A 24,101-nucleotide genomic window follows, 5' to 3' on the forward strand; every position below is an offset into this window, starting at 1 on the left:
GGCGGGAATCATACATTGGTATGAGCGGGGGTAAGACGGGCGCCGACACGCCATTCGGCCTGGCCGGCCGGCACCCTGCCGTGGCATTGCGCCAGGCTTCAGGCGCGCGGCTTGAGCCCTTGCTGCTCCAGGGCCTGACCCATGCGCACCAGGTCGGCGAAGGAACGTGCCTGCATCTTCTTCATGGCGTGGCCGCGATGGATCTTCACCGTCACCTCGCTGGTGCCAAGCTCTCCGGCGATCTGCTTGTTCAGGAGCCCGCTGACGGCCAGCCACATGACTTCGGCCTCGCGCGGCGTCAGGCTGGCATAGCGTGCCTGCAGGCCGGTACGCGCCAGGCGCTGCTCCAGCTGCAGCCGGTCCTTCTCGTGGGCGGTGGCCACGGCGTCCAGCAAGTCCTGCTCGCGGAAAGGTTTGGTCAGGAAATCGATGGCACCGGCCTTCATGGCCCGCACGCTCATGGGGATGTCGCCATGGCCAGTCATCAGGATCACCGGCATGTCCACGCCGCTGCGCACCAGTTCGGCCTGCACATCCAGCCCGCTCACGCCCTGCAGACGGACATCCAGCAGCAGGCAGGATGGACTGCTCTGGATCGGACGCTGCTGGAATTCGATGGCACTGGCATAACCGAACACCTGCAGGCCCACCGAGCGCAGCAGGCTGTCCAGCGCCTCGCGCAGGGCCGGGTCGTCGTCGACGATATATACCACCGGCACCGCGGGTGCGGACTCGGCAGCGGCTACGCGCGCCACCGAACTCATTGTTCATCTCCCTGGATCGGCGGCAGCTGGACAGTCATCAAGGCTCCTTGTGGCTTGCGATGGGCGGCGACGATGGTGCCGCCGAGCGATTCGAGGATGGAGCGGCAGATCGCCAGCCCCATCCCCATGCCCTCTTTCTTGGTGGTGAAGAAGGCGTCGAACAACTTCTTGAGCTGCTCTTCGGTGAATCCGGGACCGTTGTCGGCCACTTCGATAAAGAGCATGCCCTCCGGCGTAAGGCCGCAACGCACTTCGATCACCGGCGCAATGGTCCGCGCCTCGTGCATGGCCTGGGCTGCGTTCATGACCAGATTGATCAGCACCTGCTGCAATTGCACCTTGTCGGCCAGCACGGCCGGCAATCCTGGCGGCAGGTTCAGCCGCAGCTTTACACGCAGGCGCTGCAATTCGCGGCCCAGCATGTCGCAGCTTTCCGCGCTGATCTGGCTCACATCCAGCGGCACGAAGGTCGGCGCCGAGGGCCGCGCCATGCTGCGGATGCGCTGGATCACTTCGCTGGCCCGCTTGGCGTTCTGCTGCATGGCATCGACCGCGCGTCGCACTTCCTCCAGTACCGGTTCCTCGCGGTTGAGCCAGCGCAGGCCGGCCTGGCCGTGGGTGACGATGGCCGCCAGCGGCTGATTGACTTCGTGGGCGATGGTGGCGGTGAGTTCACCCAAGGTGCTCACCCGACTGGCGTGGGCCAGTTGGCTGCGGGCCTGGTTCAGGGCTTCTTCCCGTTGCAGCAGGGCAATGGTCGCATCCTGCCCCTTGACGGCCAGAAATCCGGTAATGGCGATGGCGGCCAGACTGACCAGGCAACGGGTCAGGGCCGCCTCATCCTTGAAGAAACCATGGGAGATCAGATAAGCGAGCAGTGTCAGCCCCATGCAGAACAGCATCACGGCGATCACGCCGCGCCGTGGCCAGATCCAGACCGACATCAGCACCACGCCGACGTAGAGCACGGCAATGGCCACGTCCAGCTCGGTGAGTGCATCCACGGCAAAGATCGCTACCGTCAGTGCCGCGGCCGCGGCCGGTACTGCCGGCGAACGATTGAATCGGTACATACTGCTCCCCCCTGCTGGCTTGCCTGTTTTTATGTGGACCGGTTGTGGTCCCTGAATGATGGTCAGGACCGCGGATGGCGATCCTTCCTTCCGGACGCGAGTATATAACCTGCAAGGCGGACAAAGCACATGTATTACACCAAAGTATAGGGTGCCCATCGGATGAAAACCGGCCGCTGGCGCAGGCCTGGAGCGGGGCCGCTCTCATGGCATGGGGAAGCGCGGGTGAAACCGGCAAGCGTCCATACCTTCGTATGATTGGCGTCCTGACAGCGCGGTCCTAGGATGCGTCCATCCGATTGCTTTGCTACGGGAAAACCCATGAAGCTCTACGAAACCCTCGCCGACACCATCCGGCGCCAGATCCAGGAAGGCGTGATGCTGCCGGGCGAGAAGATTCCTTCCGTCCGTCGCGCCAGCCAGCAATACCACCTGAGCATTTCCACGGTGATCCGGGCCTTCCTCCTGCTGGAGAGTCAGGGACTGATCGAGAGCCGCCCGCAGTCGGGCTATTTCGTACGCATGCGCCAGGCAGCGGCCTGCCCGCCCGGCCCCGTGCCGATACCGGCGCGCCCCGCTTGCCTGCCGGTGCCACCTGCGGATGCCACGCCAGCAGCGCTGGTGCTGCACAATCTGCGCTCCATCAACTGCAATGCCCGCATCCCGCTGGGTTCGCCCTACCCCGACCCGGCGTTGTTCCCGTCGGCACGGATCACGCAGCTGGCACAGGGCTTCTACAAGCGCCGCGAACAGCGCGAACTGATCGGCACCTTGCCACCCGGCAACCTCGACCTGATCCGCCAGATCGCGCGTCGCCATCTGGAGACCGGACTGCCGGTCCAGGCCAGCGAAATCATCATCACCCAGGGCGCCACCGAAGCCCTGCAGCTCTGCCTCCAGGCCATCGCCCGGCCGGGTGCGGCCATCGCCGTGGAGTCTCCGACCTACTACGCCCTGCTGCACGCCATCGAACGTGCGGGCATGCGCGCCCTGCCCATCCCGACCGATCCCGGCCAGGGCATCGACCTGCCTTCGCTGGACCGTGCCCTGGCCAGTGGCGAGGTGGCCGGTGCGGTGGTGATGAGCAACTTCCAGAATCCTCTGGGCTACCTGATGCCAGACTCGCGCAAGCAGGCGCTGGTGCGACTGATGGCTTCCTACCAGTTGCCGCTGGTGGAAAACGACGTCTATGGCGAACTGCACTACAGCGACCAGCGCCCACGCCCGGCCAAGAGCTACGACGAGCAGGGTCTGGTGTTGTATTGCAGCTCCTTCTCCAAGAGCCTCACCCCGGAGCAGCACATCGGCTGGACTATGCCAGGCCGCTATCGGCAGGCCGTGGAGCAGCTCAAGTTCCTCAACAGCGTGAGCATGCCCACCCATCCCCAGCGGGCGGTGGCGGAATACCTGCAGAACGAGGGCTATGATTTCCATCTGCGGCGGCTGCGCAAATTACTGATGCAGCGCGAACGCATCATGCGTTCGGCGGTGTTGCGGTTCTTCCCCGCCGGCACCCACTGCTCGCAGCCGCAAGGGGGCTATCTGCTGTGGGTCAGCCTGCCGCGCTCGGTGCGGGCGATCGAACTGCACGCGCGCGCCCAGGAGGCCGGCATCAGCGTGGCGCCGGGTGACATGTTCAGCAGTGATCCGGCCTTCCATCACTGCATCCGCCTGAACTACAGCTTCCCCTGGGAACGCGACGTCGAAGCAGCTGTGCGCACCCTGGGTGAACTCTGTCACGACATGGTCGCAAGTGCAGGGCGTGCCGAGCGGGAGATGCAAGCGGGACTGAGCCCGATGGCCTTTCAGCCGCCCGCCACCGGACTGATCAGCGCCAGATGAATGCTGCGCGGCGCGCCGGTACCCGGTTCGCCGCCCTCCGAATGGCCCGGTGCGGCCAGCGTCACGCCCATCCGCAACTCCTCCAGCGGCATGGGCTTGCCGAACAGATAGCCCTGGAAACCGGCACAGCCCAGACGACGCAAGGCCGCCCACTGCTCGCTGGTCTCCACCCCTTCCGCGACCACATCCAGCCCCAGGCCTTGCGCCAGGTTGACGATGGTCTGCACGATGGACCAGGCATGCGGCGTCTGCAGCATGTCCTGCACGAAGGATCGATCGATCTTCAACTGGTCCAGCGGCAGTTTCTTGAGATAGCTCAGCGACGAGTAGCCCGTACCGAAATCATCCAGCGAGAAGCCAAGACCGGTCTCCTTGAGCATGGCCATGCGCGTGATGAGCGTATCGACGTCGGTGAGCAGCATGCTTTCGGTCAACTCCAGCTTGAGCCGGCGCGGATTGGCACCGGTGCGCTCCAGGATGTCCAGCACACATTGCGCGAAGTCAGGCTGGCGGAACTGGCGCGCGCTGACATTGACGGCGATGGTCAGGTGGGCCGTCTGCGCATCGCCAGCCCAGGCGGCCAGCTGCTCGCAGGCAGTGGTCAGCGCCCATTGTCCGAACTCTACGATCAGACCGGCCTTTTCCGCCTGGCCGATGAAGGCCGCCGGATACACCATCCCGCGTTGCGGATGCTGCCAGCGCATCAGCGCCTCTACACCGGCGAGGCTGCCGTCAGCACGCACGATGGGCTGGTAATGCAGGCGCAGTTCGCGCCGTACCAGGGCGTGACGCAGATCGTTTTCCAGCATCGCCATCTGGTCCAGCACTTCCTGCATGGAGGGACAGAAGAAGCGATAGGTATTGCGCCCGGCGGCCTTGGCCTCGTACATCGCCATGTCGGCCTGGCGCAGCAGGTCATTGACGGTATGCCGGCCGGCTCCGAACAGCACCACCCCCAGGCTGGGCGTACTGCGCACCTCACTGCCCTGCAGTTCGTAACCGGCATTGAGCGCGGTGAGGATCTTGCGGCAGACGCATTCGGCATTGTTCTCCGCTTCCTCGATCTGGCTGCCCAGGTTTTCCAGCAGGATGACGAATTCATCCCCACCCAGCCGGGCCACGGTATCGATTTCGCGCGTGACCTGCTGCAGGCGCATGGCCACCAGTTCCAGCAGGCGATCACCGGTATCGTGACCCATGGTGTCGTTGAGGCCCTTGAAGTTGTCCAAGTCGACGAAGATCACCGCGCCATACTGCCCGGCGCGGGCATAGCGCGCTACCGCCTGCGACAGGCGATCCAGCAGCAGGCGCCGGTTGGGCAGATCGGTCAGGCCATCGTAATAGGCCAGGCGCGCAATCTCCTCCTCGGCCGCCTTGCGTGCGCTGATGTCCATGCGCGTGCCCACCATGCGCAGCGGACGGCCGTGCGTATCGCGCTCGACCAGCTTGCCGCGACACTGTATCCAGACCCAGTGCCCTTCCTTGTGGCGCATCTGGTATTCGGCCTCGAAGCAATGGCGACTATCGGCCAGATGCAGGCGCAACGCGTGATCCAGGGCCGCCATGTGTTCCGGGTTGACCAGCGTGCGCCATTCGCCGGGGGCGTCGAACTGGCGCTCGGGCGGATAACCGAGCATGGCATTGGCACGCCCGTCGACGCTGCGCGTATCGGCCTGGATATGCCAGTCCCACAGGCCCAGATTGGCGCCGGACAAGGCCAGCTCCATGCGTTCGGTCATCTCCGCATGCTGCAGCTCGCGCTGGTGGGTGAGCACCTGCACCGCACGCCGCCGTCCCTGCAGCAATGCCAGCACCAGCGCCGCCGCCAGAGCGAACAGCAGCCACATGAGCAGGAACGAATGTGCCGGCTCATGCCAGCCGGCATTGATATGGTCGACGCTACGCGAGAGGCTGATGACCAGGGTCTTGTCCAGCCCCAGCTCGCGGCTGGTGATGGTCCGCTGCACCATCATGCGCGCCTGGCCCTGGGCGTCCTTGCCGGTCTGCACGCTGGTGATCTCGCCACTGCGCAGATGTTGGCGCAGGAAATCGTCCGGCCCCGCGCGGCCCTGCCCGGCCTGTCGCATCTGCGCCGCATTGGCCGGCACGAACAGCAGGCGCCGCCCGTCTTCGCCGGTGATGGCAATGCTCATGTCGTCGGCGTAGAGCGCCGAACGCATCACGGCATCGAAGTATTCGGGATTGAGGATGGCGCTGACCGCGCCCTCGACGCGGCCATCGGCCGTGGTGATGGGCAGCGACAGCTTGATGTTGAACACGCCCGGCGTATTTTCGAAGGGCTGCGAGACATACATCACCTGCCCCGACGACATGCGCGGGATCTGCGAGAGGAAATCGCGGTCGTCCAGACGGCGATCGGCGATGTCGTCAGCCGAGCGCACGATATGGCCGCTGCCATTGAGCACCACGATGGCGCGCACACCCGGCATGGCGCGCTTGAGCGATTGCAGCAGCAGGCTCTGGCAATCCGCATGACAGCTGGCACCGTCGGCCTGGGCATTGCGGGCACTCTCCAGCGCATTGCGCACGCCCTGGAACTGATGGGCCAGATTTTCTTCGATGATGCGGGCCTGGGTCTGCATGCGCGTGGTCTCGTCGGCATGGATCAGACGCCGCTCGGACCACACGAAGTTGGCGATCAGCAAGGCCGAAAAACCCAGTGCGGCCGCATAGGCACACCATTCGATCATGGTGCGACTGTAGCCATCGCCTCCCTGCCTGTTGGTTCTCATGATGCGGTTCCTTCCTCACGCCATTGCGGGCGCCATTGGGTCGATTGGAACGCAGTCTAGGGTCGGCACCACGGGCGCGGTACATACACAGCCCGTCAGCCGGGGGGAACACAGTTCGCAGTCGCGAAAAAACCACCACAACAGCCGCAAAAGCAGTACAGATGCGGCCCTGCGCGCTACAGCACAGCACGCCATGGTGTGGCGCGCAGGCCGCAGGCTTTCTATCCTGCGTCCATCCCGGCTGTTCCCGGCCCGCGCCAGATGAAGGGAAACCGACTACGGAGGAAGAATGGATATCGAAGTGATGGGGCAATACGAGATCGTGCTGGAGGCGTTTTCCAACCTGTCCAATACCGGTTGGATGCCTTTCGTCACCATCTACCGCGGCCGTTCAGGTTCGCGCCGCAGTATCTGCGTGGTCCAACGGCAGCGGGTGGAAACCAATCTGCCGGCCCACAGCCGCGAACAGGCCATTGAAGCCGCACGGGCGTTCGCAGCGCAGCGCATTGGCAACGGCCGGCTCTGATCAGCGGTTTGAGGCGCAGGCGCACCGCCACCTGCGTCCGCTATTCCGTCATGCAAGCCATACCATCGGCAGGATAGGCCCCGCCAGCATTTCCTTTCCCCCACACTTTTGCCGTAGACTCTAACGCCGCCGGTACAACGTCCCGGCTCCACCCAGGCAAGGCGATGAGAATACTGCTGGTAGAAGACGACATCATGATCGGCGAGGAGGTCCGCGCGGCGCTGCGCGAGGCTTCGTATGCGGTCGACTGGGTACGTGACGGGGCCGCTGCCCTCTCCGCACTCTCCGCACTGTCGTCTGCCTCGTCCCTGTCGGCCACCCACCAACCGGTCTACGCGGCCGCCCTGCTCGATCTCGGACTGCCTGGTCGCGATGGTCTCTCCGTCTTGCGCCAGTTGCGCAGTGGCTGCGATATTCCCGTGCTCATCATCACCGCCCGCGATGGCGTGCAGGATCGCATCGATGGCCTGGATGCAGGGGCTGACGACTATGTCCTCAAGCCCTTCGCCCTGGGCGAACTGCTGGCCCGCCTGCGCGCCGTCATGCGACGCAAATCGGGGGCCGCCACCGACCTGCTGGACAATGGCGCCGTGCAACTGGACCTGGGCACCAAGACCGCCCGCTGGCAGCAATCGCCACCGGTGAGCCTGTCGGCCCGTGAGTTCGCCTTGCTGCAGGCACTGATGCAACGCCCCGGCGCCATTCTCTCGCGCAGCGATCTGGAAGAACGCATCTACGGCTGGGGCGAGGAAGTGGAGAGCAATGCCGTCGAATTCCTGATCCATGCATTGCGCAAGAAACTGGACAAGGACGCCATCCGAAACGTCAGGGGCATGGGATGGATGGTCGCGCGTCCAGTATGAGCCGCTCCCTGCAGGCGCGCCTGTCGCTGGCACTGACCGCGACCATCCTGCTGGTGGCGGTGGGCGCGGGTTGCTTCGGCTTCATTAGTGCCTATCGCGATTCGATCCGCATGCAGGATGACATGTTGCGCCAGGTGGGCGCCCTGATCGCCCGCATGGGCGGCACATTGCCCGAGGCCGGTGCCGTAGGCCGCTATCCCGGTGGCGATCACGAATCTCGCATCGCCGTGCAATGGCTAGCCTTACCGGGAGAGACGACGGCCCAGGCCGAGCACGGGCAGCGCCCCTTGCCGCTGCCGGCGGACCTGCATGACGGTCTGCAGACCGTCTTCATGCATCACGAGAATTTCCGGGTCTACGTGCAAGCGCTGGAATCGGGTCGGCGCATCGCCCTGTCGCAGGAAACCGATGTCCGCGATCGCATTGCCTACCGCAATGCCTGGCGTGCGCTGATCCCGGTGCTGATCCTGGTGCCGGTCCTGCTGCTGGCCCTGCAACGCATCATCGGCAAGCTGTTCGCCCCGCTGCAGAGCCTGCGCCGGGACATCGACCAGCGCCGAGATGATCAGCTGGAACCCATCGCCACCACCGCCCTGCCCACCGAAATCCTTCCCTTCGTGGAGGCCATCAACCGCCTGCTGGCCCGGGTGCAAGGTGCCATGCGCAGCCAGCGGCGTTTCGTGGCCGATGCCGCCCATGAGTTGCGTACCCCGCTGGCAGCCTTGTCATTGCAGGCCGAGCGGCTGCAGCAGAGCGAGATGTCCGACACCGCCCGCGAACGTTTGCTGCGCCTGGGCAGCGGCATCGAACGCAGCAAGGCGCTGGTGGCGCAGATGCTGGCCCTGGCACGGGCCCAGGGTGGCGAGTCCGGTGAGTCGGCCAATGCCTCGCAATGTCGTCGTTTCATCTTGCGCGAGGCGGTACGACCGGTACTGGAAGACCTGTTGCCGCTGGCGCAACAGAAGGATATCGACCTGGGCGTCGATGGCAGCCTGGAGGTCGAGGTCTGCTCCAACCCGCTGGAACTGGGCTTGCTGTTGAACAACCTGATCGACAATGCGGTGCGCTATACCCCGCCCGGCGGGCGCGTCAGCATCGCCGTTGCAGGCGAGGCCGCCACCCAGGCAGGTCAGGTGCGCCTGGAAATCAGCGACACCGGCCCGGGCATCGCCGCCGAGCAGCGGGAGCGGGTATTCGAGCCCTTCTATCGCATCGACCCGGCGGGCGCGCCAGGCTCCGGGCTGGGACTTTCCATCGTGCAATCGCTCGCGGCGCGACTGGATATCGGCCTGCGGCTGGAGCACGCTGATGCGTCTACAGGCCAGGGCCTGCGGGTGATCCTCGATATTCCTGCCGGCGAGGACTCTGCCTGCCGCACGATTTCTTGAGCCAGGCTAATGCCGGTCTAAGTTTCTGCCTTTACTATTCCGGTTTCGCCAGCCAAGGAGGAGCCAGCATGAACCAATATCCCGACACCCTGCAACGAACACGCTATCACCCGCTCTCGGCCGCCCTGCACTGGCTGATGTTCCTGCTGTTCGTGGTGGCGCTGGCCACCATCGAATATCGCGACGATGTTCCCAAGGGCGATCCCCTGCGCGACCTGCTGCGCACGGTGCATATGCACGCCGGCCAGCTTGTGCTGATCCTGGTGGTGGTGCGCCTGATCGCCCGCAAGATGCTGGGCGTGCCGCCCGAACTGTCCTTGCCCCGCTTGCAACGTCTGGGGGCGCATGCGGTACACCTGCTGCTGTACGTGGTGATGATCGGCCTGCCGGTGACCGGCATCCTCTTCACCCAGGCCGGTGGCCGCGAGGTGGTGTTCTTCGGGAGCACCCTGCCGGTGATCCTGGCCAAGGACATGGCCTTGCGCGGGCCGATCAAGGAAGTCCATGAATTCATGGGCAATGCCGTCTATTTCCTGGTGGGCCTGCATGTGCTGGGCGCGCTGTGGCACCAGTTCTTCGATCGCATGCCCATCCTGCAGCGCATGTCGCTGCGGTCTTCCGGCAAATAGACCACCCTTTGGATGAAACGCCGTCCGGTGCTGTTCATACCGAACGGCGTTTCTTATGGCATGCGCTATTGTGCGATCTGGCAAAACCCGCGACGGCGCATCACTACCATTGTTTGCGGCATATCAAGGCGGTTGGGATCACCGCCGCGTCGGTGGGAGAGGACGGGCGTTAAATATTGCTCGATACCATCTGAACTCAGCGAGCCACGATCATGCAGCTACCGTCCGCCCCCTTCCGCCGCCTTACCCTGTCCGTGCCGGCAGGCCTGCTGTTGCTCTGCCTGTCTGTCACAGCGACGTTGCGGCCAGTCGCGGCGACCTCATTGCCGCCCTCCGCCCCACCGTCGAACGACGTCATCGACGATCTGCCCGCCGACTACAGCGCCACACAGGATGCCGGTACCCGGCAACAGATAATGCGCGGGCGCTATATCGCGCGCCTGGGCGATTGCGTAGCCTGCCATACCCACGAAAGGAGCAAGCCGATGGCCGGCGGGCTGCCGTTGGACACGCCCTTCGGCAAACTGTATTCCACCAATATCACGCCGGATCGCGCGACTGGCATCGGCAACTACAGCTTCGCCCAGTTCGACCGTGTCATGCGCGAAGGCGTCGCCGCGGATGGCCATCATCTCTACCCGGCCATGCCCTATCCGTCGTATGCCAAGATGACAGAAGAGGATATGCGAGCGCTCTATACCTACCTGATGCAAGGGGTAAAGCCGGTGCAACAGGCCAACCAGGCATTGGGCATGTCGTTTCCGTTCAACCAGCGCTGGGGCATGGCCCTATGGAACATGGCCTTCCTCGACCGCACTCCGTTCCAGCCGGATCTGTCGCAGTCGAACCAGTGGAACCGGGGTGCCTACATCGTCCAGGGGCTGGGCCATTGCGGTGCCTGCCATACACCACGCGGCATCGGTTTCCAGGAAAAGGCCATGAGCGACGGTGGCCGAAACGGCCAGTTTTTCCTGAGCGGCGAAACCGTGGAAAACTGGCGTGCCCTGAGCCTGCGCGGCCTATGGAAGCCGGACGATGTGGCCCGCTTGCTCAAGACCGGCAGCAACCGTTTCGGCAGCGTGGCCGGTAACATGGTCGATGTGGTACAGCACAGCACCCAGTACCTCAGCGACGACGACCTGCAGTCCATCGGCATCTATCTGGCCTCGCTGCAGCCTGCCCCCGGCGAGTTGCCAATGCAGATGCCGACTACGCTCAGCTCAGCTCCGTCGCCTGACAAACTCTACGGCAGCCGGGGAGGACTGGGCTACGTGCAATTCTGCGCTGATTGCCATCGCCCGGACGGCGCCGGGGTAAAAGACGTGTTCCCCACCCTGGCCAACAATCCTGCGCTGCATTCGGCAGACCCGTCCTCCCTGATCCACATCATGCTCACCGGCTGGCGCTCGGCGAGCACCCAGGCGCATTCACGGGCGATGACCATGCCGCCGTTCGCTGCACTGAGCGACCGCGAGATCGCCGAGATCCTCAACTTCGCCCGCGCCAGCTGGGGCCGCACCACCAAGGCCGACATCAGTGAAACGATGGTGCGCCGCATGCGCGCCCAGTTGAGTGAAAGCATCGGCATGGACAAGGCCAAAGTTGCGACCTTCGTCACACCGCGCCTGGCCGACATGCTCGGTGAAAAGAACGCCTCCCAGCTGACACGCGGCGCGCGCCTGAACATCGAGACCAGCCGCATGCTGCCCGGCCACGTCGGCAACGCACTCAATTGCGCCAGTTGCCACCTCAATGCCGGCACCGTGGCCGACGGTTCGCCGTACGTGGGCGTGTCGTCTTTCTTCCCCAGCTATGCCGCGCGCGCCGGGCGTCTCATTACGCTGGAAGATCGTATCAACGGATGCTTCCAGCGCTCCATGAACGGCAAGCCGCTACCGGCGGGATCGGAAGACATGAAGGCCATGCTGGCCTACATCGACTGGATGCGGCGCGATACCCGAGCCGAGGATAAGGTCGCAGGCCGTGGCGTGGGCAAGATCGATCCCCGGCTCAAGCCTGATCCGGTCAACGGCCAGCGTGTCTATACCGCGCAGTGTGCACTGTGCCATGGTGAACAGGGCGAAGGCGTCAAGAATCAGGCCGGCCAGTGGGTATACCCACCGCTGTGGGGCGATGCCTCGTTCAATATCGGTGCCGGCATGGCGCGCACCTACACTGCGGCAGCCTTCGTCAAGCGCAACATGCCGATCGCCTTGCACGACCGCTTTCCGCTTGGTCAAGGAGGCTTGTCCGATCAGGAGGCGCTGGATGTGGCCGAATATTTCACGCACCAGCCGCGTCCGGACTTCGCACCCAAGGTCAACGACTGGCCCCGCGACAAGAAGCCCGCCGATGCGCGCTACTGAGCGGCAGTCTCTCAGAACCAGTGATTGGCCTGCTTCAGGTCACTGCGCAGTTCACGGAAGCAATGGTCGGTCCAGTCGCTGCGACTGATCTCGTTGCGCCGCATGAGCACGATCTTGCGCTTCAGGGTCGGTTGCCGTAGCGGCGCCACGTGCAGGCTGTCGTCGCGCAGGTAGGTGGTGTAGAGGCTGGGCATGATGCCGATGGCAATGCCGGCCCGTACCACTCCGTACAGCGATTCGCTGTGCACCACCTGATAGCGGCGCGAGGACGCCAGTCCGTGCTGCATCAGCGCTGCCGAGGCGAATTCCCACACGCTGCCCTGGGTGAACAGCACGATCTCTTCCCCGGCCATCTGCCGCCACTGCACTTCCTTGGCCCCGGCCAGGGCATGGTGGCGGGAGACGATCAGGACCAGCTCATCCTCGAACAGGGTCACCGTTTCCAGCGTCTGGGACGACAGCGAGTCGGGTGGCTTGATACCCACGCAGAAGTCCAGCTTGCCCGAGTGCAAGGCGTCCAGCAGGGCGTCGTTGGGCATGTCCTGTAGCAGGATTTCCACATGCTCGTCGTGCGCCTGGTTGTAACGGGCGATCACCGCCGCCGTCAGCGTGACCGCCGAAGGGATGGCGCCGACCCGGATACGGTGCCGTCCGGTGCCGATGGCATGCTCGATATCGTCGAAGATATTGCTGGCCGTATTGAGCAGGTGACGCGCGTATTCCAGCACCACGGCCCCTTGCGCGGTGAGGCTGATCTGGTGCGTGGTGCGGTCGAAAAGCCGCGTCCCAAGCTGGTTTTCGAGCTGCTTGATGGACGCCGACAGGGCCGGCTGGGTCACCGCGAGCGCATCGGCGGCGCGGCTGAAACTGTTGGTGTCGGCCAGCGTGACCAGCGCCTGCAGGTGACGAAGGGTGACTTTCTGATTCAATTTGATCATGGCATTGCCAAAAAGACAGGGCAGGAAAACCGTCTCGGTTATAAATTCAGTTTATGAAATTATAAATATAAACAAATTATATTATTTAAGCACTTGTCCTATCCTCCACACCGTTTGCAGTACCACCATAAACAACGGTCGCAAGACCTCATCAAGACTCACCACAGGGGCAGGAATGAAAAAACACTGGATGATCGGCGCACTGGCTATTCCGGCAGCGCTGGCAGGCGCACAGGCGCAAGCACAAAGCAAGGTCGAGATCTACGGCCTGATTTCGGGTGGCGTGGGCTACCTCAGCAATCAGGGCGGTCCGCACAACTTCGAGGCGCTGTCCGGCACCAACCAGAACCCGCGCATCGGTTTCCGCGGCCAGGAAGACCTGGGCGGCGGCAACAAGGCCATCTTCAACCTGGAAAACGGCTTCAACATGATGACCGGCGGCGCCGCCCAGAACGGTCGCCTGTTCGGTCGCCAGTCGTGGGTCGGCCTGTCCTCCAACAGCATGGGCACCGTGACCCTGGGCCGCCAGTATGAAGCCGTCAAGGACTACCTCGGCCCCGTGGTCATCGCCAGCAACGGCGTGCACATCGGCGACAACGACAACGGCTACAACAATCTGCGCGTGCAGAATTCGGTCAAGTACGTCAGCCCCTATTTCAACAACTTCAACGTCACCGCCGTCTATGGTTTCGGTGAAGCGGCCGGCGACGCCACCGTGAACCGCGTCATGAGCATCGGTTCCGGCTACAAGGGCGGCAACTTCCGCTGGGCCGTGGCCTACACCCAGATGGATCAGCCCAACAGCAGCAAGAGCCCGGACGGCGCCATGGGCAACGACTACGCCAGCTCGCTGCTGATCTTCAACAAGAGCGCGGTCAACAGCTCGGCCGGCGTGCGCCGCCAGCGCATCGCCGGTACCGGCGGCTTCTACATCGTGGGCAATACCGATTTCGGCGCGATGTACAGCAACGTCAAGTATGAATACCTGGACAACACCAAGCTGACCCTGCAGAACGTGGACATCAACCTGGTGCACCACTACACGCCGCAACTGAACCTGGGCGCGTCCTACTTCTATACCACCGGCAAGTACGACACCATCAACACCAACCCCAAGTGGCACCAGGTCAACTTCCAGGCTGACTACTTCCTGTCCAAGCGTACCGACGTGGCCATCACCTACAGCTACCAGATGGCCGCTGGTGATGCCACCAAGGCCACCGTCTTCGGCTTCCCGTCCTCCAGTGACAAGAAGCAGGCGGTGCTGATGCTGGGCGTGCGTCACGTCTTCTGATCGTTCTCCCCAGGCCTGGCCGCTGGCTCCCGCGGCGGTCGGGCCTACAATACAAGTCTTTTGTCGGTTTCAAGGATAGTCATGTTGAACAAAGTCCCCTTCACCCGTGCTTCGGCCGCCCTGGTCACTGCCGGCCTCGGCCTGTCCCTGCTGAGCGCGCCGGTCCACGCGGAAAAGCGCACCCTGGTGCTGTCGGCCTACCCGATTTCGCAGCCATTGTTCAACAAGCTGGTCTATGCACCGTTCAAGGAAAAATGCGGCTGCGAGATCGTGGTCGAGACCGGCAACAATGCCGACCGCATCGCCAAGCTGGATGCCCGCCGCAACAACCCGGTGGTGGACCTGGTGCTGCTGTCGGACTTCGGCATGCTGGAAGCCGCCCGCAAGGGTCTGGTGCAGCCGCTGGACTACAGCCAGCTGAAGAACTACAGCCAGATCTATCCCTTCGCACGCAATCCCATCGGCGGCAACTACGCCGTGGGCTACACCATCTACTCGGTGGGTCTGGTCTATCGCAGCGACAAGACCGCCGCACCCAAGTCCTGGAAGGACCTCTGGAATCCCGAACTGAAGGGCCGCATCGCCCTGCCGGATGTGAGCACCACGCAGGGCCCGCTGGCGCTGCAGATGGCCGATCTGGCCTGGGGTGGCAAGGGTGGCGACTATGCCGCCGGCATGCAGAAGATCCTGACCATCAAGAACAACGTGGTCACCTTCACCAAGAACAGCGCGCAGCTGTCCTCGCTCTTTGCCCAGGATGAAATCTGGGTCGCCCCAGTGGCGCGCTTCACCTGGTCGCAACTGATGAAGACCGGCATGCCGCTGAAGTGGGCCATCCCCGCCGAAGGCCAGGCCGCCGGCATGAATGTGATGGGCATCGTCGCCAAGTCCAGGAACGCCGACCTGGCCTACCAACTGATGGATTTCTGGCTGTCCAAGGACGTGCAGACCGCGCTGGCGATGGAACTGGTGGATTCACCCGTGAACACCCAGGTGGTGCTGCCCAAGGACAAGGCCGAATTCAATACCTATGGCGGCGAACATATCGCCTCGCTCAAGTTCGTCAAGCCGGAAGACCTGCTCAAGCACCGCTCCGGCTGGCTGGAACAGTGGAACAAGGGCATCAGCAAGTAATCCGGCCGACACGCCCGACGCCATCGTCGATGGCCGCTCTCCTGCGGGATGGCGGCCGTCGCTGTCGTTCATCTTCCTGACATCGTTTGCCCAACATGCTCGCCCAATCCAAAACCCGCCTCGGCCTGATGCTGGTCACGCCGGCGCTGATCTTCACCGTGGTCTGCTTCCTGCTGCCGGTGGCTGCCTTGCTGCTGGGGGCCTTCCGCACCGGCGGCCCGGACAGCCTGGACGGCGGCCCGCTGCAATGGAGCCTGGCCCGCTTCGCCGATTTCTTCGCCGAGCCGCTGCACCTGCAGGTGCTGTGGCGCACCCTGCGCATCGCCGCCCTGGTCACCCTGTGCTCGGCCCTGCTGTGCTATCCCGCGGCGCAAGCCATCGTCCGGGTGGCACCACGCTGGCGCGGACTGGTGCTGGGCATGATGATCCTGCCGCTGATGGTCTCGCCCATTGCGCGGACCTATGCCTGGATCGTGCTGTTCGGGCGCAATGGCGCAGTCAATGCCGTGCTGCTGCAACTGGGCCTGACCGATGAACCGCAACGCCTGCTCTTTACCGAGATGGCGGTGTTCGTGGGCTTGCTGCAGTTGCTGCTGCCGCTGATGCTGATGTCGCTGGTCAGCGCCATGGAAAACATCTCCGCCGACCTGGCGCTGGCGGCCTCCACCCTGGGCGCCAATGCCTGGCAGGTCTTTACCCGCGTCACCCTGCCGCTGACCCAGGAGGGCTTGATCGTGGGCGGCACGCTGGTGTTCACCGGCAGCGTCACCGCCTATGTCACCCCGGCCTTGCTGGGTGGCCCCAAGGTCTTGATGCTGGAGACCCTGCTCTACCAGAAGGTCAGCGTGGAAAGTGACTTCGGCACCGCCAACGTGATCGCGGTGATCCTGGTGGCGATGACGCTGGCCGTCAACGCTGGATTGAAACGCATTGCCGCTCCCCGGAGGACGACATGAAACAAGGACTGTTCCCGCGCCTGGTGCTGTGGGCCGTGATGCTGTTCCTGCTGGGACCGTTCATCATCGTCTTCCTGGCTGGCTTCAGCGGCGGCGAGACGCTGGCCTTCCCGCCGCCCTCCTATTCGCTGCGCTGGATCGTGGCGGTGCTGCAGGCCGACGAATTCCGCCAGGCCTTCGGTACCAGCCTGGAAATCGGCCTGCTGGCGACCGTGATCGCCCTGCTGCTGGGCGTGCCCGTGGCCTATGCCATGTCACGCATGCCGCCGCCCGGCATGGCGGTGATCAAGCAGGTGCTGACCTCGCCCCTGATCATCCCGGCCATGCTGGTGGGCCTGGGCCTGCTGCGCCATTTCGTGCTGGTGATCGACGCGCCGGTGTTCCTGGGTCTCTTGATCGGCCACGTCGGCCTGTTGACGCCCTATGCGGTGCGGGTGGTCTATTCCAGCCTGGCCAATCTGCGCGTGGACATCGAGGAAGCCGCCATCACCCTCGGCGCCACCCGCGCCCAGACCTTCCGCCTGGTGGTCTTGCCCAATATCCGGGGCGCCGTGATCGCGGCCTTCTTCCTGGCCTTCGTGACCTCCTTCAACCAGGTGCCGGTATCGCTGTTCCTGACCGGACCTGGCATCAGCACCCTGCCCATCGAGATGCTGGGCCACATGGAAAACAGCTTCGATCCCTCCATCGCGGCGCTGTCCACGCTGCTGGTGCTGTTCACCATGGCCTTCGTGCTGGTCACCGAAAAGGTGCTGGGCATTTCCAAATACATGTGATGTGAGAACGTGATGAGTTACCTGACACTGCAGCAAGTCGCCCTCGGTTATGGCAACGCCAAGACCGCCGTGCAAGGGCTGGACCTGGACGTGGCCCGGGGCGAGCTGATTTCCCTGCTCGGCCCCAGCGGCTGCGGCAAGACCACCACCATGCGCGCCATCGCCGGCCTGATCGAGCTGCGCGCCGGCAGCATCACGCTGGACGGACGCGACATCAGCCGCCTGCCGCCCAACAAGCGCGACATCGGTCTGGTGTTCCAGTCCTATGCCCTGTTCCCGCACCTGAACGTGTTCGACAACGTGGCCTTCGGACTGCGCCTGCGCAAGGTACCTGCGGCCGAACTGCGCCAGCGGGTGGAGAAGGTGATTGCCGCCGTCGGCCTGGCCGGTTTCGAAGCTCGCCTGCCGGCGCAGATGTCGGGCGGCCAGCAGCAGCGCGTGGCGCTGGCACGGGCCATCGTGATCGAGCCCAAGCTGCTGTTGCTGGACGAACCGCTCTCCAACCTCGACGCCAAGCTGCGCGTGCAGATGCGCGCCGAGCTGCGCCGCATCCAGCGTGAACTGGGCATCACCATGCTCTACGTCACCCACGACCAGGATGAAGCGCTGGCGATGTCGGACCGCATCGTGGTCATGAACGGCGGCAAGATCGAGCAACTGGATACGCCGGAGCGCCTCTTCAATGCCCCGCGCACCCGTTTCGTCGCCAATTTCATGGGTTTCGAAAACCTGTTCGAATACCGCGACGGCGCCCTCCACGGCCAACATGGCCAACATGGCAGCCTGCCCTGCCCTGGCCTGCCCGCTGGCACCGCCTGCGCCGGCTGGCGCGTGCAGCAGGTCCAGGTCGGCAGCGGCAGCTACCAGGGCCGCGTGCTGTCACGGGGCTTCCTGGGTGAATCGGTGGAATATCTCTTGCAGACTGCCCTGGGCGAAGTGCGCGGCATGGCCCCGGCCGCCCAGGCACTAGCCCGTGAAGGCGACGACGTGGCCTTCCACCTGCCGCTGGAACAGGCCCTGACGCTGCCGGCCTGAGCAGGCCCCTACCCTCCAAGGAAAACAAGAACATGCACAAGATCTGGCTTGATACCGATCCCGGCTTCGACGACTGGCTGGCCATGCTGATGCTGTCGGCCAACCTCGACGTGAACTGGCTGGGCGTGTCGGTGGTGGCGGGCAACGCGCCGCTGGCGACCACCTACGACAATGCGCTGCGCATCAAGCAGCACTATCAGCTGGATGTGCCGGTCTATGCCGGTTGCGAGAAGCCGCTGGCCGGCAACATCGAGACCGCGCAATCCATCCTCGGCCAGGCCGGCATGGCCACCACCGGTGACGCCTTGCCGCAGGTCGACATCGCCGAACTCGAAGCGCGCCAGTCGCAGCAACTGCAGCGTTCGCCGCTGCCGCACGCGGTGGATGCCATGATCGAGGCGATCCGCCTGCACGCCGGCGAGATCACCCTCATGTGCATCGCGCCGCTGACCAATGTGGCCATCGCCCTGCAGCGTGCGCCCGAGATCGCCTCCATGGTCAAGGAAATCATCCTCATGGGGGGCTCGGCCGACCAGGGCAATCACACGGCGGCCGCCGAATTCAACATCTTTGCCGATCCCGAAGCGGCCGATCTGGTGTTCCAATCCGGTATCCCCTTGCGCATGTTCGGGCTGAACCTGTGCCGTCAACTGCTGGTGACCGCCGACGAGGTGCAGCAGGTGCGCGCCCTGGGCACGCCCCGCGCCCGCTGGCTGGCCGGCTACTTCGATGCCTACCTGCGCATCCGCAGTCCGGACGGCTCGGTGCCCATGCCGATGTACGACCCGGCGGTGGCGATCTGGCTCAAGCGTCCGGAACTGTTCAGTTTCCGCTCGGCGCGGGTGGATATCGAACTGCAGGGCCGGCTCACGCGGGGCATGACGGTGTGCGAATTCCGGGTACCCCGGCGCGCCCCGGCCAATACCGAGGTCGCCATGACCGTCGACGGCCCGCGTGCCATGCAATGCATGATGCAGGAGCTGCTGGGCACGCTGTCCTGAAGACGCCCCCGCCACTCCTCCCTGAACCGATCTTCCGCGATGTTTCGTCTATGAGTTTTAACGACCCCACCGATACCGGCCCGCTGACGCTCGAACAATTCGTGCGCGCCCTGCCCAAGGTCGAATTGCATTGCCATCTGTTCGGCGCGGTGCGCCGCCAGACCTTCAGCGAACTTTCCGCGCGTGCCGGCCATCCGGTCTCGGCCGAAGAGATCGAAGCCTTCTACACCCGCGGCGAAAAGCCGGTCGGCGTGCTGCGCGTGCTGCGCGCCCTCGATGCCGTGCTGATCCGCCAGCCCGACGACCTCTACCGCATCACCTACGAATACCTGCAGGACGCCTGGCAGCACGGCGTGGCCTACAGCGAATTCTTCTGGAATCCGACCGGCACGGTGCGGGTCTCGGGCATCGCCTACGATGCCGCACAAGACGCCATCGTGCGCGCCATCGTGGCTGCAGAACGGGACATCGGCATCATCGGCCGCCTGATCCCCAGCATCGACCGCGAAGCCAGCCCCGACGAGGCCCTGAGCATGGTGCAGTGGATGCTGCAGCATCCGGCGCCGCAGGTGGTGGGCATCGGCATGGACTACCGCGAGAACGACCGCCCCCCCGAGCTGTTCAAGACCGCCTACCGCCTGGCGCGTGAAGCTGGCCTGAAGACCACCGCGCATGCCGGCGAATTCGGCATGCCCTGGAACAACGTGGCCACCGCCATCGACCTGCTGCAGGTGGACCGCGTCGACCACGGCTATACCATCGTCGACAACCCGGCACTGCTGCAGCGCTGCATCGAACGCGGCCTGATCTTTACCGTGGTGCCGACCAATTCCTATTACCTGCGCACGCTGGCGCCACAACGCTGGGCGCAGGACCATCCGATCCGCCAGATGCTGGCCGCCGGCCTGCGCCTGCACCCCAACACCGACGACCCGACCCTGCATCTGGTCACACCCACCGGGGCCTGGCTGATGATGCTGCAGCTGGGCGCCGACATCGATGCCCTGCGCGGCTTCATGCTCAACGGCCTGGACGCCGCCTGGATGGCACCGGCCCTGCGCGAGCGCTGGCGCCGGGAATGGCCGGCGCGCTTCGATGCCTTGCGCGCGCGCCTGGTCAGCTGAGCTTGTGAAAGTACCCTAATCCACCAGCAGCAGCGGGATTTCCTCGTCTAAGTTGGGCAAGAGCTTGAATTCCCCGACCAGCTGCGCCAGCCGGTCGGCCTGTTCCTGCATTGAATCGGAGGCCGACGAGGTCTGCTCGACCAGGGTGGCGTTCTGCTGGGTGACGTCGTCAAGCTGCTTGACCGCCATCGAGATCTGCTGCAGTCCGCTGGACTGCTCCACACTCGCGCTGGCGATATCGCCCATAAGGTCGTTGACCCGCTGCACGCTCTCGACCACTTCCGCCATGGTCTGGCCGGCTTTCTTGACCAGCAGGTTGCCGCTCTCGACCTTGTCCACCGAATTGTCGATCAATAGCTTGATCTCCTTGGCAGCGGCTGCGGCACGTTGCGCCAGGTTGCGCACTTCGCCGGCCACCACCGCGAAGCCGCGGCCCTGGGTACCGGCCCGGGCCGCCTCCACCGCCGCGTTGAGCGCCAGGATGTTGGTCTGGAAGGCAATCCCGTCGATCACCGTGATGATCTCCACGATACGGTGCGAGGAATCCTTGATCGAGGCCATCGTCGTCACCACCTCGGCCACCACCGACCCTGCCTCGCGCGCCACCTGCGAGGCGGTACCAGCCAGCTGGCTGGCGCGCTGGGCGTTGCCGGCGTTGCGCTGCACGTTGGCATTCATCTGCTCCATCGAGGCTGCTGTCTCTTCCAGCGAACCGGCCTGCTCTTCAGTGCGCGAGGACAGGTCCTGGGAACCCGAGGCGACCTGGGCCGCTGATACGCGGATCGAGTCGGCCCCCTCCCGGACCTGCCGCACGATGCAGGTGAGCCCGTCGCGCATTTCCTTCAGGGCGTAGAGCAGCATGCGGGTCTCTCCCTTGTAGCCGACATCGATCGGCGCCGTCAGGTCGCCATGGGAGACACGCCGGGCAACCTCCACCGCCCCCGCCAGCGGACCGGCAATGGCCTTGTACACCACCAGCAGCGTGCCGGTCAGCACCACAAGGCTGACGCCGATAAGCAGGTAGACCACCCGCGTCATGCGGTCTGCAGCTTCCTGCGCCTGTTGCACCTGGCCGGCCGTCCTCTGGTCCAGCATGGCGAAGAACTCGTCGACCGGGTGCATGATCCGGGCCTTGTTCTGGTGGTAGCTCGCGTCATGCATCATCTGCCGTGCCTGTTCCAGTTCGTTGCGGTTGGCGCTGGCACCGGCGGCGCGCTGCGCCTTGACCATCTCCATGGCACGGGTCTCGATCTGGACCAGGGTATCGGAAATGTTCTTGGCCTCGGTCAGCTTGCTCAGCTCGGCGGCGGTGAAGCCGTTCTCGCGCATCAGATCGGTGAGCGCCGCACTGACATTGCTGTCCGGACGCGGCGCACGCCCCTCGGCATCGAAGAAGTCCCAGTAGATGCGCTCGTAGTGCTGAGGACGTGCTCGCCTGCCGTCGCGGATGTCCAGTACCGTCTGGTAGTGCTGGGCGTAGACCGGATCGCCGGTGACCACGTAGGTGCGCGCCAGCCGGGTCAGGTCGTCCGAGCTCTGGCGCAGCTCGGCGGCCAGCAGAAAGGAGCTGAAACGCTGCTCATTGGCCCGGTTCAGGGCCATGTTGGCGTTTTCCTCCTCATAGGCGGCCAGCACGATGAGCGCCATCAGCATGGCAATCACCGTCACCAGCGCGATAAAGATCTGCCGGATCGAAAACCGGCGAAAAATGAAATTCACGATATCTCCCTCCCCCAAGGAATTGGCAGCCGCCGCCGCGCCACCTGCCGCGGCAGGCGCGCTGGCTTGCGGTCGGCAGACGATACGTCCGTGGGAACGAGGAGAGTCGAATATCGAAAGTTTACTGCTCTCGTCTCGAATTATTTCTACAAGATGATGTTTTACAGGCATCAGAACTTGCCATTCTGCTCTGATCAGGAATGAAACTTTATGCAGACCGTCCGGCCGAGCTGAGCCGCTGCCAGCAGAAAACTGCATCAAGGTTCACAATAGCGGTCTTTGTCTACGCAGCATCCCCCTTCATGAGCTCTTCTGCCAAGCCGTCTCCGAACCACCCGCGCTTCCTGCTGTTCCTGATCTGCGCCTTTGCCTCGGCCGGCCAGCTGGCCATCGATCTGTACGTGCCGGCGCTGCCGGAGATGGCGATCGACTACGCCACCTCGGCCCAGGCCATCCAGACCAGCGTGACCGGCTACCTGATCGCCTATGCCTTCGGACAGCTGGTGTTCGGACCGCTGGCCGACGCCTTCGGCCGCAAACGCATCCTGGCCCTGGGGCTGGGCCTGTTCACGCTGGGCTGCGTGCTGACCCTGGTGGCGCCCAACCTGGAAACCTTCGTCGCTGCCCGCATCCTGCAGGGCTTCGGCATCGCCGCCACCAACCTGCTGGCCAAGGCCATCATCACCGACTCCTTTGCCGGCCAGGCGCTGGTGCATGCCTACACCTACATGGCCATTGCCTGGGGCCTGGCGCCCATCGTCGCCCCGGTGATCGGCGCACACCTGCAGGAAGCCTTCGGCTGGCGCTCCTGCCTGGTGTTCCTGCTGATCTACTCCTTCGCCATGTGGGCCATCCTGTGGCGTTACCGGGAGACGCTGGCCCAGCCAGTGCACCTGCACCCCAGGACCTTGTTCAGGAATGCCCGCATGGTGCTGGCCAGCCCGGTGTTCCAGAGCTGCTTCCTGGCCCAGGGCCTGTGCTATAGCATCCTGCTGGTGTTCAACATCGTCGGCCCCTTCATGGTGCAGAACACCCTGCATCAGCCACCGACCTTCTTCGGCTACATGGCGCTGGCCATCGGCATGATGTATTTCCTGGGCGGCATTTCCAATCGCATCCAGCATCGCCGCCTGCCCAGTGCCGAAGCGCGCCTGCGCATCGGCGCGCGGGTCATGGCCGGTGCCGCCTTCGTCATGCTGGTGCTGGCCCTGACCGTGGGCCTGCAGGTGTGGACGCTGATCACGCCGGTGCTGGTGATGGGCTTCTGCGCCGGGGCCATGTATCCCACGCTGATGGCCAAGGGCAATTCGATCTTCCCGCATATCGCCGGGCTGACCAGTGCCATCCTCGGCTTTGCGCTGCTGCTGGTGTCCTCGGGGATGATGGGGCTGGCCGGATTCGTGTCCATCGATAGCCTCACGCCGCTGGCGGTGTTCTTCTGCATCGTCAGCCTGACCGTGATCCTGATGGTGTCCAAGCTGTTGCAACATCTGCAAGTGCCGCCTGCCGCCGCCATGGCGCAGCCGGGTCCGGGGCGCTGATGGAGCGTCGGCAGGTTGTGGGTACAGTTGCCGTTGCAGCGACACACATCAGAAAAACCCTGATATCCGGCACCGACGTCCCGGCATACGATGAGGCCATCGACACTGAATGACTCCCCAAGGAGGACCTATGGCCATCATCGACACCCTGCTTCACTACGGTAGCTATCTCGCGGCTTTCTATGCGTTCTATGTGGTCGCGGGCGTGCTGGCCTTCGGTCTGTTCCTGCGCCACAAGCTGTACCAAAAGCCGCGCCAGCAGCCGGTGCCGCTGCGCGTCCAGTACGACCCGCGCTCGGGACGTGAGTCGGATTCGCGCCTGCACTGACCAGTGCTAGCGCAGGCAAGCAGGGCCGGATTCATCGAATCCGGCCTTTTT

At 64.2% G+C, this 24,101-nt stretch carries 20 protein-coding genes; 15 read left to right on the forward strand and 5 right to left on the reverse strand.

Going from position 1 to position 24,101, the window contains the following annotated elements:
• Nucleotides 1-98: 98 nt before the first annotated feature.
• Nucleotides 99-764: a response regulator transcription factor gene (locus HWE04_RS10330; protein WP_006462218.1), complete on the reverse strand. Its 666-nt coding sequence runs from the start codon at nt 762-764 to the stop codon at nt 99-101.
• Nucleotides 761-1,837, reverse strand: coding sequence for a sensor histidine kinase (locus HWE04_RS10335; RefSeq protein ID WP_241812335.1), 1,077 nt, complete (start codon nt 1,835-1,837; stop codon nt 761-763). Before HWE04_RS10335 ends, HWE04_RS10330 begins: the two co-directional genes overlap by 4 nt.
• Before the next feature lie 321 nt (nt 1,838-2,158).
• Here HWE04_RS10335 and HWE04_RS10340 point away from each other — a divergent pair, with 321 nt between their 5' ends.
• Nucleotides 2,159-3,679 (forward strand): aminotransferase-like domain-containing protein, encoded by a 1,521-nt coding sequence (locus HWE04_RS10340; RefSeq protein WP_241812336.1) that lies wholly within the window; start codon nt 2,159-2,161, stop codon nt 3,677-3,679.
• Here the strand turns inward: HWE04_RS10340 and HWE04_RS10345 are convergent.
• Nucleotides 3,643-6,432 (reverse strand): bifunctional diguanylate cyclase/phosphodiesterase, encoded by a 2,790-nt coding sequence (locus HWE04_RS10345; protein ID WP_241812337.1) that lies wholly within the window; start codon nt 6,430-6,432, stop codon nt 3,643-3,645. The two genes, HWE04_RS10340 and HWE04_RS10345, sit on opposite strands and share 37 nt — an antisense overlap.
• A 289-nt stretch (nt 6,433-6,721) precedes the next feature.
• Between HWE04_RS10345 and HWE04_RS10350 the strand changes: the two genes are divergently transcribed.
• The 5 genes from HWE04_RS10350 (at nt 6,722) to HWE04_RS10370 (ending at nt 12,204) form a co-directional block, all read left to right on the forward strand.
• Nucleotides 6,722-6,958, forward strand: coding sequence for a hypothetical protein (locus HWE04_RS10350; protein ID WP_241812338.1), 237 nt, complete (start codon nt 6,722-6,724; stop codon nt 6,956-6,958).
• 164 nt (nt 6,959-7,122) lie between these two features.
• Nucleotides 7,123-7,821 carry a response regulator gene (locus HWE04_RS10355; protein ID WP_102662479.1) on the forward strand — a complete coding sequence of 233 codons (699 nt, stop codon included), beginning with the start codon at nt 7,123-7,125 and terminating at the stop codon, nt 7,819-7,821.
• Entirely contained in the window at nt 7,818-9,209 is a 1,392-nt protein-coding gene (locus tag HWE04_RS10360) for a sensor histidine kinase (RefSeq protein WP_241812339.1), read from the forward strand. The genes HWE04_RS10355 and HWE04_RS10360 overlap by 4 nt, the downstream gene beginning before the upstream one ends.
• A 68-nt stretch (nt 9,210-9,277) precedes the next feature.
• On the forward strand, nt 9,278-9,838 hold the full coding sequence (locus tag HWE04_RS10365; RefSeq protein WP_077237980.1) for a cytochrome b: 561 nt from the start codon (nt 9,278-9,280) through the stop codon (nt 9,836-9,838).
• Between the two features lie 212 nt (nt 9,839-10,050).
• On the forward strand, nt 10,051-12,204 hold the full coding sequence (locus HWE04_RS10370) for a c-type cytochrome (RefSeq protein WP_241812340.1): 2,154 nt from the start codon (nt 10,051-10,053) through the stop codon (nt 12,202-12,204).
• An 11-nt stretch (nt 12,205-12,215) separates the two neighbouring features.
• Here HWE04_RS10370 and HWE04_RS10375 read toward each other — a convergent pair whose 3' ends face one another.
• Entirely contained in the window at nt 12,216-13,142 is a 927-nt protein-coding gene (locus HWE04_RS10375) for a LysR family transcriptional regulator (RefSeq protein WP_006462229.1), read from the reverse strand.
• Between the two features lie 175 nt (nt 13,143-13,317).
• Here HWE04_RS10375 and HWE04_RS10380 point away from each other — a divergent pair, with 175 nt between their 5' ends.
• From HWE04_RS10380 to HWE04_RS10410, 7 genes are all read left to right on the forward strand, one after another.
• Nucleotides 13,318-14,436: a porin gene (locus HWE04_RS10380; protein WP_241812341.1), complete on the forward strand. Its 1,119-nt coding sequence runs from the start codon at nt 13,318-13,320 to the stop codon at nt 14,434-14,436.
• Between the two features lie 81 nt (nt 14,437-14,517).
• Nucleotides 14,518-15,570 (forward strand): ABC transporter substrate-binding protein, encoded by a 1,053-nt coding sequence (locus HWE04_RS10385; protein WP_241812342.1) that lies wholly within the window; start codon nt 14,518-14,520, stop codon nt 15,568-15,570.
• A 95-nt stretch (nt 15,571-15,665) separates the two neighbouring features.
• The gene (locus HWE04_RS10390; protein ID WP_006462232.1) at nt 15,666-16,526 is read left to right on the forward strand and encodes an ABC transporter permease; all 861 of its coding nucleotides are present in this window, start codon (nt 15,666-15,668) and stop codon (nt 16,524-16,526) included.
• A complete protein-coding gene (locus tag HWE04_RS10395) occupies nt 16,523-17,302 on the forward strand; it encodes an ABC transporter permease (RefSeq protein WP_234296739.1) in 780 nt (259 codons plus the stop codon). The genes HWE04_RS10390 and HWE04_RS10395 overlap by 4 nt, the downstream gene beginning before the upstream one ends.
• A 12-nt stretch (nt 17,303-17,314) precedes the next feature.
• Complete coding sequence (locus HWE04_RS10400) at nt 17,315-18,337, forward strand: ABC transporter ATP-binding protein (protein ID WP_241812343.1); 1,023 nt, start codon at nt 17,315-17,317, stop codon at nt 18,335-18,337.
• A gap of 32 nt (nt 18,338-18,369) precedes the next feature.
• Nucleotides 18,370-19,338, forward strand: coding sequence for a nucleoside hydrolase (locus HWE04_RS10405; RefSeq protein WP_077237986.1), 969 nt, complete (start codon nt 18,370-18,372; stop codon nt 19,336-19,338).
• Between the two features lie 50 nt (nt 19,339-19,388).
• Nucleotides 19,389-20,462: an adenosine deaminase family protein gene (locus tag HWE04_RS10410; protein ID WP_241812344.1), complete on the forward strand. Its 1,074-nt coding sequence runs from the start codon at nt 19,389-19,391 to the stop codon at nt 20,460-20,462.
• A gap of 15 nt (nt 20,463-20,477) precedes the next feature.
• Here HWE04_RS10410 and HWE04_RS10415 read toward each other — a convergent pair whose 3' ends face one another.
• Nucleotides 20,478-22,181 carry a methyl-accepting chemotaxis protein gene (locus HWE04_RS10415; RefSeq protein WP_241812345.1) on the reverse strand — a complete coding sequence of 568 codons (1,704 nt, stop codon included), beginning with the start codon at nt 22,179-22,181 and terminating at the stop codon, nt 20,478-20,480.
• 302 nt (nt 22,182-22,483) lie between these two features.
• Here HWE04_RS10415 and HWE04_RS10420 point away from each other — a divergent pair, with 302 nt between their 5' ends.
• Together HWE04_RS10420 and HWE04_RS10425 are read left to right on the forward strand one after the other, a co-directional pair.
• Nucleotides 22,484-23,722 (forward strand): multidrug effflux MFS transporter, encoded by a 1,239-nt coding sequence (locus HWE04_RS10420; protein ID WP_241812346.1) that lies wholly within the window; start codon nt 22,484-22,486, stop codon nt 23,720-23,722.
• Between the two features lie 130 nt (nt 23,723-23,852).
• Nucleotides 23,853-24,050 carry a hypothetical protein gene (locus HWE04_RS10425; RefSeq protein WP_241812347.1) on the forward strand — a complete coding sequence of 66 codons (198 nt, stop codon included), beginning with the start codon at nt 23,853-23,855 and terminating at the stop codon, nt 24,048-24,050.
• Nucleotides 24,051-24,101: the final 51 nt, after the last annotated feature.

The sequence above is a fragment of the Herbaspirillum sp. C7C2 genome (genome assembly GCF_022627865.1).
In the GTDB taxonomy this organism is placed as follows: Bacteria; Pseudomonadota; Gammaproteobacteria; order Burkholderiales; family Burkholderiaceae_D; genus Herbaspirillum; species Herbaspirillum frisingense.